The sequence below is a fragment of the Aeromonas sp. L_1B5_3 genome, assembly GCF_963866575.1.
Classification (GTDB): domain Bacteria; phylum Pseudomonadota; class Gammaproteobacteria; order Enterobacterales; family Aeromonadaceae; genus Aeromonas; species Aeromonas jandaei.
In genome coordinates this window covers 22,089-33,711 of the sequence record NZ_CAWMDN010000103.1, presented here as the reverse complement: position 1 = coordinate 33,711, position 11,623 = coordinate 22,089, and the positions used below count along the sequence as shown (strand labels likewise).

11 protein-coding genes and 2 pseudogenes are annotated in these 11,623 nt (G+C 56.0%); 9 read left to right on the top strand and 4 right to left on the bottom strand.

The genetic code is table 11. The features are described from left to right. The first annotated feature begins 213 nt into the window (after positions 1–213). Positions 214–1,713 (top strand): M17 family metallopeptidase, encoded by a 1,500-nt coding sequence (locus AACR93_RS08500; protein ID WP_043850487.1) that lies wholly within the window; start codon positions 214–216, stop codon positions 1,711–1,713. 14 nt (positions 1,714–1,727) lie between these two features. Further along, positions 1,728–2,417, top strand: a complete 690-nt coding sequence (gene yjjG / locus AACR93_RS08495; RefSeq protein WP_043850484.1) for a pyrimidine 5'-nucleotidase — start codon at positions 1,728–1,730, stop codon at positions 2,415–2,417. 68 nt (positions 2,418–2,485) lie between these two features. Here the strand turns inward: yjjG and AACR93_RS08490 are convergent, their stop codons facing one another. From AACR93_RS08490 to dusC, 3 genes are all read right to left on the bottom strand, one after another. After that, positions 2,486–3,193: a substrate-binding periplasmic protein gene (locus tag AACR93_RS08490; RefSeq protein WP_231556913.1), complete on the bottom strand. Its 708-nt coding sequence runs from the start codon at positions 3,191–3,193 to the stop codon at positions 2,486–2,488. A gap of 158 nt (positions 3,194–3,351) precedes the next feature. Next, positions 3,352–3,720, bottom strand: coding sequence for a TraR/DksA family transcriptional regulator (locus AACR93_RS08485; RefSeq protein WP_041210735.1), 369 nt, complete (start codon positions 3,718–3,720; stop codon positions 3,352–3,354). 97 nt (positions 3,721–3,817) lie between these two features. Further along, on the bottom strand, positions 3,818–4,762 hold the full coding sequence (gene dusC, locus AACR93_RS08480) for a tRNA dihydrouridine(16) synthase DusC (RefSeq protein ID WP_043850482.1): 945 nt from the start codon (positions 4,760–4,762) through the stop codon (positions 3,818–3,820). Between the two features lie 123 nt (positions 4,763–4,885). Between dusC and AACR93_RS08475 the strand changes: the two genes are divergently transcribed. From AACR93_RS08475 to AACR93_RS08460, 4 genes are all read left to right on the top strand, one after another. Then, positions 4,886–5,263 (top strand): YbaN family protein, encoded by a 378-nt coding sequence (locus AACR93_RS08475; protein ID WP_043850481.1) that lies wholly within the window; start codon positions 4,886–4,888, stop codon positions 5,261–5,263. Between the two features lie 133 nt (positions 5,264–5,396). After that, positions 5,397–5,942, top strand: coding sequence for an adenine phosphoribosyltransferase (apt, locus tag AACR93_RS08470; protein WP_033113563.1), 546 nt, complete (start codon positions 5,397–5,399; stop codon positions 5,940–5,942). A gap of 184 nt (positions 5,943–6,126) precedes the next feature. Then, positions 6,127–8,724 (top strand): DNA polymerase III subunit gamma/tau, encoded by a 2,598-nt coding sequence (gene dnaX / locus AACR93_RS08465; RefSeq protein ID WP_043850480.1) that lies wholly within the window; start codon positions 6,127–6,129, stop codon positions 8,722–8,724. 114 nt (positions 8,725–8,838) lie between these two features. Further along, entirely contained in the window at positions 8,839–9,168 is a 330-nt protein-coding gene (locus AACR93_RS08460; RefSeq protein ID WP_041210739.1) for a YbaB/EbfC family nucleoid-associated protein, read from the top strand. 27 nt (positions 9,169–9,195) lie between these two features. Here AACR93_RS08460 and AACR93_RS08455 read toward each other — a convergent pair whose 3' ends face one another. Next, positions 9,196–9,318, bottom strand: coding sequence for a hypothetical protein (locus AACR93_RS08455; RefSeq protein ID WP_269429848.1), 123 nt, complete (start codon positions 9,316–9,318; stop codon positions 9,196–9,198). A 522-nt stretch (positions 9,319–9,840) separates the two neighbouring features. On the opposite strand from AACR93_RS08455, the gene AACR93_RS08450 reads away from it, so the two are divergent. From AACR93_RS08450 to AACR93_RS23150, 3 genes and pseudogenes are all read left to right on the top strand, one after another. Beyond that, positions 9,841–10,140 (top strand): hypothetical protein, encoded by a 300-nt coding sequence (locus AACR93_RS08450; protein ID WP_043850479.1) that lies wholly within the window; start codon positions 9,841–9,843, stop codon positions 10,138–10,140. A 468-nt stretch (positions 10,141–10,608) separates the two neighbouring features. Beyond that, positions 10,609–10,731 (top strand): annotated as a pseudogene (locus AACR93_RS08445) (IS3 family transposase); the annotation flags it as partial. Positions 10,732–11,001: 270 nt separating this feature from the next. Further along, positions 11,002–11,307, top strand: a pseudogene (locus tag AACR93_RS23150) (DUF4019 domain-containing protein); the annotation flags it as partial. Positions 11,308–11,623: the final 316 nt, after the last annotated feature.

Below are 11,623 nucleotides of genomic sequence, written 5' to 3'. Positions count from 1 at the left end.
CGGCCCCCGCAACCAACTTCCTCTCTGTTTTTCCTTGTTCAGCTGCTTTTCATCATACCCATTTTTCTCTTTCCAAATACTCTACAGACATTGCGCAATATCACTCTTGCGTGGTGAAAATGTTGTTTGTGCTGGTTTTTCAGGGCAAAACTGGTCGTCCCGCCTGTTTGTTAGGTATGATCAGGTATCTCTTCACGGATGAGGTATATGCCTGTGATCACTCCCTTTACCTATCTTCCTCCCGCTATCGATTGCCTGGATGCCACTCTCGTCCAGGCCCTCGAGCAGGCGCTTCCTATACAGATATTGCTGATCGCCGAAGATCAGAAGGAGACGATCCTGGCTCATCCCCAGCTATCGGGTGTCAACACCCTGCTGGCGCTGGGCAAAAAAGCCCCCTTTACCCTGATGCAGGGCAACAGCCTGCTGCTGGTCGTCTGTGTGGCGGGTAGTGTGGAGCGGGATCACCGCCTCTACAAGCAGGTGCGAAGCTGGATTGCGCCGTTGTCCGGATTAAAAGCCGAGCGGGTCGGTCTTCATCTCGAGGGCTTTTCTGCCTCCGAGCGGGGAGTGCTGGCCGAGCTGGTGCTCTCCTCCCTGCTCGCCGCCAATATGCCGCTGCCGACCAGCAAGAGCCGCAGTGAAAGCAGCTGGAGCTATCAGCAGGTAGTTGTGTCCCCGGCGGTGGTACTGGATCTGGCCCGTATCTACAGCGAAGCGGGCGGCAACGGGCTGGCCCGCCATCTGGCGGTGCTGCCAGCCTCCGAGCTGACTGCAGCCAACTATCGCGAGTTCCTCAGCCAGTTGGCGCAGGAGGAGGGGTGGCACTGCCTCCATTATGATCAGGGCCAGTTGGCCGAGCTGGGGGCTGGCGCCTTCTTGGCCGTGGCCCGTGGCTCGGAAGACAATCAGGGTGCCATGGTCAAGCTCAGCTACTACCCCCCCAAGCCGGTGCGCCGTATTGCGCTGGTAGGCAAGGGCATTTGTCACGACTCCGGCGGCTACAACCTCAAGATCTCCGGCAGCATGTATGGCATGCATCTCGACATGGGAGGCAGCGCGGTGGCCCTCGGTACCCTCTATGCCATCAGCAGAGCCCAGCTACCCTATGAAGTTCACTGCTGGCTGGCTATTGCCGAGAACCATATCGGTCCTCATGCCTATCGACCCGGGGAAGTCGTCACGGCCATCAACGGTACCACCATCGAAGTGGTCGATACCGATGCGGAGGGGCGGATGGTGCTTGCTGATACGCTGGCGATGGCGGCGCAGGATACCCCGGATCTGCTGATCGACTACGCCACCCTGACCGGTGCCTGCAAACGGGCGCTGGGCAGCCGTTACAGCGGCGTCTTTACCAACCGCAGCGAATGGCTGGTATCGCTGGTCAATATGGGACAGCGTAGCGGCGAGCGGGTTTGGCCGTTTCCACTCGATGAGGATTATGACGACAACATCGAGAGTGAATGGGCCGATCTGCTGCAGTGCGCGCCGGGCAGCTCCCCGGATCATATCGATGCGGCCCGTTTTCTCTCCCATTTCGTCCCCGAGCAGACTCCCTGGCTGCATTTTGACCTGAGCGGTTTTCGCAACAAGGGAGGCAACGGGGTGGTTTCAAGCGAAGTAACAGGCTTTGGCGTGCGTCTGACGCTGGATCTGCTGGCCAGTCCGCTGGGCAGAACGGGGCGCCACAGCATGGAACAACCTGACTGATGACAAGGATTTTTGTGAACAAGACAAGCTATGACTGGGTGCTGTTCGATCTGGATGAGACCCTGCTCGATTTCCCGGTGACACAGGCGCTGGAGCAAACCTTTCGCCACTATGGCGTACAGGTGGATGAGGCTGGCATGGCGGCCTATCACACCCTAAACCACGGTCTGTGGCAGCAGTACAACAATGGCGAAATCGATGCTACAGCACTGCAAGAGACCCGTTTTTCCCTCTTTGCCGAGCAGGTCAATGTTGACCCCATGGTGATGAACAACACCTTTTTGGCGCAGATCGTTGCCTTGAGCATGCCCCTTGATGGGGTAGTGGAGACGCTACAGCTGCTGAAGGAGAAGGTGAAGATGGGCATCATCACCAACGGCTTCAGCGTTCCCCAGCGAGGCCGACTTGGCAAGCTGGGCTGGAGCGAGTGGTTCGCCCCCCTGGTGATTTCCGACGAGATCCGGGTTACCAAGCCAGATCCCGCCATTTTTCAGCACACCCTCTCACTGATGGGGGCTCCGGATCCGGCCAGAGTGTTGATGGTGGGCGACAATCCCAAGACCGATATTGCCGGTGCGGCTGCGCAGGGGCTTGCTACCTGCTGGTATAACCCGGGCAAACAGAATAGTGAGTGCGATGCCACTCACGAGATCCATCACTTCTCCCATCTGGCCGGCATTGTGCTTGGTCAGTCGTGCAGTTGAAGTGGTTCCTGATAGGTTATTTCACGGAACCTGCTTAGAGAACGGGAGAGCCATCGGCTCTCCCGTTATTATTCGGCGAGCAGCACAGAGGTATAGCGGGTCAGGATCTGCTGATATTCGGGGCTTTGTTTGAGTTGGTCGATCGCCTGATTGAGCCGATCCAGCTGGGCTTGCGATGTGCTCTTCTTGCTGAGCATCAGGTGAACCGGAGTGCGCTCGATATGCAGCAGGATATGGAGCTTCTTCAGGGTGATGCCCTGATGCTCCCACTCCTGCAGGCTGTTCGGGTCGAGGATAAACCCCTGGATCCGCCCGCCGTTGAGCATCTTGAGCAGTTGCTCCAGGGTGAATCGCTCCTGTAGCCGAGGTTTCACCTTGGGGTCGGCGACAAGGCGGCGAAACGCCTCGCCGTAGTCAAACCCCTTGAGCAGACCGATATGAAAATCGGGAGTATTGATCAGCTGTTCCAGAGTAGTGATGTTGCGCCAGCGTGGTTCATCCTCCTTGCGGATGATGATGACCGTTTCCTCTTCCCGATAGGCATGGCTGAAGCGGGCATATTGCTGACGCTCGGTGGTGATGTTGGCGGACATGGCCAGTTGAACCGTGCCAAATTCCAATTCGTGCAGCACCCTTGTCCAGGGCATTTCGATGAAGCGAGCCTGATAGTCAGCTCGCTGCAGGATGGCATTGAGCAGTTCGATATCCAGCCCTTGCAGCTGATGCTGTTCATTGCGATAGCTGAACGGCTGCCAGTCGCCCCAGCCAACGACCAAAGACTCCTGTGCGGCGGCCTGACAGCATAAACACCATAACAACAAGAGTCTGTACACGACTCATCCCCTCGAACCGGCTCATATAGTCGAGTATTGGACAGGAATGGCAGTGTCACCAGTGAGGCAGTAAAGAGAGGATGCACCGGTTGGTGCATCTTTCAGAGCTCGTGGGCGTGGAATCCCTTGCGATAGCGGGCTTCGCAGCGCGGGCAGCGTTGCAGGGTCGGATCCTGCTCCAGCGATTCGATGGCCAGTGGTTCTTCGCAGTCGGAACAGAGGCCGTAGAGGCCGAGATCCATCTGACAGAGTGCGGCATCGATCCGTTTGAGATGTGCCACGCTCTGCTCCACTTTGGGCAGATCCAGCCGGCTGGTCAGCTCGACCAGTTGATCCTGTTCGCAGTGATCCAGCTTTTCGGCCCACTCGTCACGGCGACAGGCTTTCAGCTGACCGATCAGCGTTTCTCGTACCTGGGCCCAGTCGGACAGCAGGCGATTACGCCAGACAGTCAACTGTGCTTGCGTCATTTCACACACATTATCCCCCACAGGACAGACGACAGATTCGGGGCAGTATAGGGATCCGATAACTTTATCAAGATGATATGAGTCAAGTTAACGACGGTTAGCCGTGGCTTTTGGCCGCTTGCAGCAAGGCATCGCGGATGGGATCCGTCTCTTTGAGTACCCGGATATCCTGAAACAGCAGATCTGCTTCCGGGTATTCCCGCTTGAGATAGCTGAACCACTGTTTGATCCGGCTGGGGTAGTAGTCAGCCTTTTCGCTGGCCAAGTCCTGCTCGGTGTAGCTCACCATCAATTGCAGTACCTCGGCCCAGCTCATGTGGGGGCAGCCGGTTTTCATCACGTTGGCCAGATTGGGCAGGGAGATGGCGCCGCGCCCGACCATCAGGGAGTCGCAACCGGAGACGCTGGCACAAGTCAGGGCATCCTGATGATCCCAGATCTCTCCGTTGGCCGTGACGGGGATTGGTAAGGCGCGGCGAATGGCATCCACATACCCCCAGTGGGCGGGCGCCTTGTACCCTTCTCGCTTGGTGCGGGCATGGACGGCCAGCTCGTTGGCGCCACCTTGATGAACGGCATGAGCGTTCTCCAGATAGAGATCCTTGTCATCGTAACCGAGGCGAATTTTGGCGCTGACCGGCAGATGGGCGGGCACCGCGTCGCGCACTGCCTTGACGATGCGATAGATGGTCTCGGGTTCTTTGAGCAGCACTGCGCCGCCCTTGCTCTTGTTGACGGTGGGGGCGGGGCAGCCGAAGTTGAGATCGACCCCGGGGGAGCCCAGCTCGATGGCGCGTCTGGCATTTTCAGCCAGCCACTCGGGATGTTGGCCCAGCAGCTGGACCCGCACCGGGGTTCCTGCACGGGTTTTGCCATCTTGCAGCAGTTCGGGGCAGAGGCGATAGAAGACCTTGGCAGGCAGCAGCTGATCAACGACCCGGATAAATTCGCTTACGCAGAGATCGTAATCGTTGACGGAGGTCAGTACCTCCCGCATCAGGTGATCCAGTACCCCCTGCATGGGGGCCAAAATAACGCGCATAACTGCTTTCCGAAGAGATAAGGAGAAAAAAGAGGGCAGATTGTAGTGGGGTTGTGTCCCGCTGTCAGCTATCAGCCGAACTCTGTTAGGCTAGACAGGCATAAACAGAGATGAGAGGTGGCAATGCAGCGCTGGTGTCTGATGATCTTGGGGTGGCTGGCCTTTGTGACCGGCATTGTCGGCATCGTGTTGCCACTGCTGCCGACAACCCCCTTCATGCTGCTGGCGGCCGCCCTGTTTGCTCGTTCTTCCCCCCGTTTTCACCACTGGCTGCTAAGCCATCCCTGGTTTGGCCCACCCATTGCAGACTGGCAGCAGTATCGCGGTATTCGCCGCCATGCACGGCGGCGCGCCATAATCTTCATTCTGCTCACCTTCTCGGTGTCGCTGGCGGTGGTGCCGCTGCCATGGGTCAGGGGGTTGTTGCTTCTCATAATGGTGATCCTGCTCACCTGGTTAATGCGCCTGCCGGTGCTGGAGCCAGTTGCAATGGAGAAGTGAAGTCCCTAAGCTATTGCGGCAATAATGCTATGGAGTCGGCCTGTCATTCTTGCGTGACAGGCTTTTTTATTTCCCGCTGGCGGGAAGACTAAGATAAAACGGCCATCTGGGTCGAAAAACAAACGGTCAAACCATGAATCCGGAAACCCTGAAATTTATCGAAGCGAGCATCAAGACCATTCCCGACTATCCGAAGCCGGGCATCCTGTTTCGCGACATTACCAGCCTGATCGAAAATGCCGAGGCGTTCAAAGCCACCATCGATCTGCTGGCCAATCACTATCGTGATCAAGGGATCACCAAGATTGTTGGTACCGAGGCTCGCGGCTTCATCTTTGGCGCGCCGGTTGCCTACGCCATGGGTCTGGGCTTCGTGCCGGTCCGCAAGCCGGGCAAACTGCCCCGCGCTGTCATCGAGGAGTCCTATGCCCTCGAATACGGCACCGACACCCTGCAACTGCACACCGACGCCATCGTGCCCGGTGACAAGGTACTGGTAGTGGACGATCTGCTGGCGACCGGCGGCACCGTCGATGCCACCGTCAAGCTGATCCGTCGCGCTGGCGGTACTGTGGCCGATGCGGCATTCATCATCTCCCTGCCGTCTCTCGGTGGTGATGCCCGCCTGACCGCCGCTGGCGTCAAGGTGGTCTCTCTGGTTGAACTGCCGGGCGAATAAGCCCCCGGTTTGATCAACAGGCTGCTATCGTCAGCCTGTTGCCAGCCTCCAAACCGGTGCCCGTGCGGGCATCGGTTTGAAATTCAAGCGATCCCTCCCGCTCTGACCGATAGCCGATACAGCCTCCCGTCCATTTGTGTTAGCATCCGGCCTCAATGCCCTGTATTCCCTGCATGATGGATTTATGAGCTATCAGGTTCTGGCGCGTAAATGGCGCCCCCATACGTTTGAACAAGTGGTTGGTCAGCAACATGTGCTGACTGCCCTGACCAACGCCCTGGATCAGGGACGGCTGCATCACGCCTATCTGCTGAGCGGCACCCGCGGCGTCGGCAAAACCACTATCGCCCGTATTCTGGCCAAGAGCCTCAACTGCGAGCAGGGGATCAGCAGCCATCCGTGTGGCGTCTGCGATACCTGCCGCGAGATCGATCAGGGCAACTTTGTCGACCTGCTGGAGATCGATGCGGCGTCGCGTACCAAGGTGGAAGATACCCGCGAGCTGCTCGACAACGTGCAATACCGCCCGGCCCGTGGTCGCTTCAAGGTCTATCTCATCGATGAAGTGCACATGTTGTCGCGCCACAGCTTCAACGCGCTGCTGAAAACCCTGGAAGAGCCGCCCCCCTATGTGAAGTTTCTGCTGGCCACCACGGATCCGCAGAAGCTGCCGATTACCATTCTCTCGCGCTGCCTGCAGTTTCATCTGAAGAGTCTGGATCAGACCCAGATCGCCAAGCAGCTCGAATGGGTGCTGGATCAGGAGGGGCAGCCCTTCGAACCGCGCGCCCTGCTGGCTTTGGCCAAAGCGGCTGACGGCAGTATGCGCGATGCCCTGAGCCTGACCGATCAGGCGCTGGCGCACGGCAACGGCAGCGTCCGCCTCGACAGTGTGCTGACGATGTTGGGCACGCTCGATCACCGTCATCTGCACCAGCTGCTGGAAGCCATTTTGCGGCAGGATGCGCCAGCGACCATGGCCAAGATCAGCGAGATCGCCACCCTTGGCCCCGATTTTGACCAGCTTCACGCCGAGCTGGAGGGGTTGCTCCACCGCATCGCCATGGCCCAGCTGCTGCCTGCCAGCGTGCAGGAGCAGGGGGCGGATGCCGATTCCCTGCTGCAACTGGCTAAGGCGATGAGCCCGGAAGAGGTGCAGCTCAGCTATCAGATTGTGCTGGGTGGCCGCAAAGATCTGCCCTGGGCACCCGATGGCCGCACCGCGCTGGAGATGACCTGCCTGCGGATGCTCGCTTTCTCGCCTCGGCGCGAGGTATTGCACCCCGCCACGCTGACGGCGCTTCCCCCATCCATGACTGGCTCGGCCAGCACGGGAATGGGGGCTGCCCCGATATCGCCGGGAAAGCGCCCGGCCGCTGAGCCTGCAACTCATACTCCACACCCTGCACAGACGGCTTCTGCCGATGCCATGACGGCCACGGCCGAGGTAACCGGTCAGGATGAGGAGAGCGGTGAAGAGGAGGCGCAAGCCGCCCAGCTCTTCAGCCAGCAGGATGAGTTGCTGCGCGAGGCGGCCGGTATGGGTTATCAGGCCGAGCCGGCCCCGCTCTCTGGCGCGCATAGCGGCATGGCGGTTGATACTGCGAGCTGTGGAGAGGGGTCTGCTGCAAACCCTAATCCATCGGTACCAACCGACACTGCGCAGATGGCCGCTGCAGAGATGGCACCTGCACAGATGACGTCTGTACCGATGGATAGCGTTCCGGCTGCATCTGCTTCGGAAGCGCCCGAACCTGTATCGGCGGTATCGAGCATGCAAAGCCTGCTTGGCAAACGCAATATGCTGCGTAGTCGCCAGCGTGGAGAGAGCAGCGCAGCTGCTCCTGCTCCTCGGGCGGTGCCAGTTGCGCCAGCTCGTCAGGCAGTTGTCTCTGCGCCAGCACCTCAGCCGCAGAGCGCGCCGTCATCCGCTATCAACCAAACAGCCACCCCGAGTGCTCCCGCCATGGGCCAGTTTGGCGAGCTGCCGCCGGTGGATCTCTACGCCGAAAATTATGATGAGGCGGGTGATAGCGGGGATTACGAGGAGTATCTCAGCCAGAGCTTTATGGCCTCGCCCGTGCCTGAGCCTGCCCGCAGTGCGCCCAATCGCACCGCGGCCCCCGCTACCCAGCCTGCACAGCCAACCGACCTGCCACCCTGGGATCTGGCTGGGCAGCCTAGCTATCGACCTGGTGAGCGCAGTGCCACTGAGCCTGCAGTGACGCCTGCTCCTGCGACCCAGCCAATGACCTCGACGGTGGCGGCTGCCCCTGTGGCGCAGAGCGAGCCCGCCCAGCCAGTGATGGAGACCATCGACTGGGACGAGCTCGAGAGCGATGAGGAGCCGCAAGAGGGGGAGGCGACCCGCCTTATCCCTTCCTCACTGCTCAATGGTTGTGGTGACTCCTGGGCCGAGCTGATTGCTCACACCCAGGTAGGTGGTCGGTTGCGCCAGCTCGCCATCAACTCGGTGATGACGCGGGAAGGAGACAAAGTGTTGCTGACCCTCAAGCCCGAGCAGCGCCATCTGGTGAGCGACAAGGCGCGCGCCGATCTGGCCGAGATCATCGGGCCTGCGCTGGGGCAACCGGTACAGGTCGAGGTGACGCTCGGCGTGGTGCCTGACAAGGAGACCCCCCTCGAGATCGAGCATCGCCTCTATCTGGGGGTGCGCGAGCAGGTGACCCGGGATCTGGAGCAGGATCCCAACGTACAGTTTTTAGTTCAGCGGTTTGGTGCCGTGCTCCATCACGAGAGCATCGAGCCCCTCAACCGCTAAATTCCGTGGCCGGGAGCTGACTCCCGGTTGAAAAGCAGTTTGGCTGTCCCCATCTAGGACAGACAAGCCCACAGCCCGGCGCTGGATGCCGGATTTCAAGACGAGAGACGACATATGTTTGGTAAAGGTGGAATGGGTAACCTGATGAAACAGGCCCAGCAGATGCAAGAGCGTATGCAGAAGATGCAAGAGCAGCTTGCCCAGATGGAAGTGACCGGTGAAGCCGGTGCCGGCATGGTCAAGGTCACCATGACGGGCAGCCACAGCGTACGTCGCATCGAGATCGATCCCTCCCTGATGGAAGATGACAAGGAGCTGCTGGAAGATCTGGTTGCCGCCGCTTGCAACGATGCCGTGCGTCGTGTGGAAGAGCAGAACAAGACCAAGATGGGCGAGCTGACCGGTGGCATGCAATTGCCGCCAGGGTTCAAGATGCCGTTTTAAGGCATAAAACCATTTAGGTTCAATGCCTTATGCTTTGGCCTGTTGCTCGTGGGTCATATATGGGTCAACAACACCCAGTTTCTCAGCCAGTTCATTCCTGTAATTAGGGTTGTCCTTGCTAACCCACTGAGCATAAATGGTGCGGATCATCCCCCAGTCTTTGTGACCAAGTTGCTTGGCCAGATAGCTGGATGAGCACCCGCCATCAGAAGCATTGAGGCATAGCTATGGCGCAGCTGATACGGTTCTCTATGTGTCAGCTGCGCTTTTCTTGGTAGACGAGCCCAATAGCCCGGCGCTGTAAACAGTTCGGGTCTGATGTACGGCATATTCTCCCTCCCCAAAAAGACGCTTCGCCTCATCCCCTCACGCGGCTTGTTATGACACTGTGGCTGGGTGATTAGGGGAAGATACGAACAAGTCATTTTCTTATCGAACGAGTCCCCGTCGGTTTCGTGGATGAGGTTCAGCATGAGTCACGTTCCCACCTTCCCTAAACGCCTTAGGAAAATAGAACATATAAATAATGGAAAGCTAGTCTTACTATTTTAATTTTAGTTCATACTGATTCGGAATATTCTGATAATGATGTGCTGGAGCCTAAAGGGCTAGATTCCATTGTAGTCAATGCATAGAATGAAAATTAGATGTTGACAACAACTAGGAGCTGCTATGCAAATCCAGGTTTTTGAAAAGACATTTAGGCTTGCAGGGGAAAATGAGCAAGTTGCTCAATTTACATTTACTACATCAGGAGCATTGCACATTTGGTTTTCTGAGATAGGCCTACAGATGGAGGCTCATCGAAACCAACTACGCATTCAAAATCATACGATTATCTACACCGGTGGACTGGATTATGGTGAACACCGCGCCCATTGGGCTTTGACGCTTCATGCAGAAGATATCAAAGAGTTTAAGAAAATTATGTCGAGATTTCACCTAAACAGATATCTGGCTGTTCACAGTTAGCGCCGACAAGTCTAATTTTGATAATTTTCAAGATAGTGTAAAACGTAAGTTTTTTGATATCGAGCTAACACCTGTGCTCGAGATGCAAGTAGTGCCGTCCTTTGCCACTACGTATTTTGTCGAGCCAACCCTTGGTTCCTCTGGTCTGGTAATCTGGCAATTTTCGTAGCGACGGCTTTGGTGGTCATAGGGTAGTTGCAAATAGCATGGTAGGGAAGCTGTTCTATTATCGGGTTCGCACTCCTATGACCACATTTTTTATTTAATATCTGGCCCTTCGCATGGTTTATACCTTCCAGGTGGCCAAGATGTGGCAGGTGTAAAATGTAGACTGCACTATATCCCACTGACTTTTAAACTGTCGCAGAACGATCTGAACGAAAAGGCTAGCCTGCTTGCAAGCACTAGCCATTTTACCAATTCAGGAAAAACGGCAGGAGCAACGCCATGTTGTATCTCGACAAACAGACAGCCGAACGGCGCATCAAGGAGCTCGAGCAACAGTTGGAGCAAATGAGGCTAAAGGCCGAATTTTTTGAAGCTGTTGTTGAAGAACTGAAAATGGACTACGGAATTTCCATTTTAAAAAAGCGAGCAACGCAATCCTGTGAGTCTTATTGTTGTGGCAGTTCGCAAGGCTGACCATCGTCAGGATTTGTCGGTTTCTTGGGATAAGCCATTAGGCTTGATCCAAGTGCTACCGGGTTGCAGACCTAAATAGGGGGCTTCCTTGTTGCCCAGAATGCACGAATATAATAAAGGAGTTTAAGGTGAAAAAAGGGGCATATTACTTTTACTTGTTTGGTTTGATTTTTTGTTGCAGCTCAAGAAAATGATGCACTATCAGTAGCGAGAGCATGGCTTGAAACCGTTGATGCTGGATATTATAACCAAAGCTACGAATTAACTGATAATGCATTCAAGTCTGAGTTGTCTGTCTCTCAATGGCATGATGCATTGGACAAGTTTCGTCATCCTTTAGGTATGGTTGTTCTACGTTCTGAGATTGCACAGGAGAAATCAGAATGCCTGCCTGGTAGACCTGATGGGAAGTACATGACCATACAGTTTATTACCAAGTTTGAGTATGCTGGATCTGCTATTGAGACTATTACTTTGAGTAAAGATAGTGGTGATTGGCTTCCTGTAGGTTACTTCATTAAATAAATTATCTACTAGAGAGTATAAGGGGGCATTAATCAGCTTATCGCCTGATTACACTATTAGTCAGGGGCAAGGTGAATGTGTCCTGGGGAAATGGATTATATTACTTGCACTCTCTTATTGTTATTCCGTATGAATACGGTAAATGACGCTATATGGGGGCCGTTTGTTTCACAATTTGCGCACTATAACCATTCTCTTGTTTGGGCAACTGGCAGGTGAATATCATCTCCATACACTGTTATCAAAAAGTACCATTTCAACCGATAGAAGGCATGATCAGATTGAGTTATCACGTCGCGACCCTACTCATATTCAG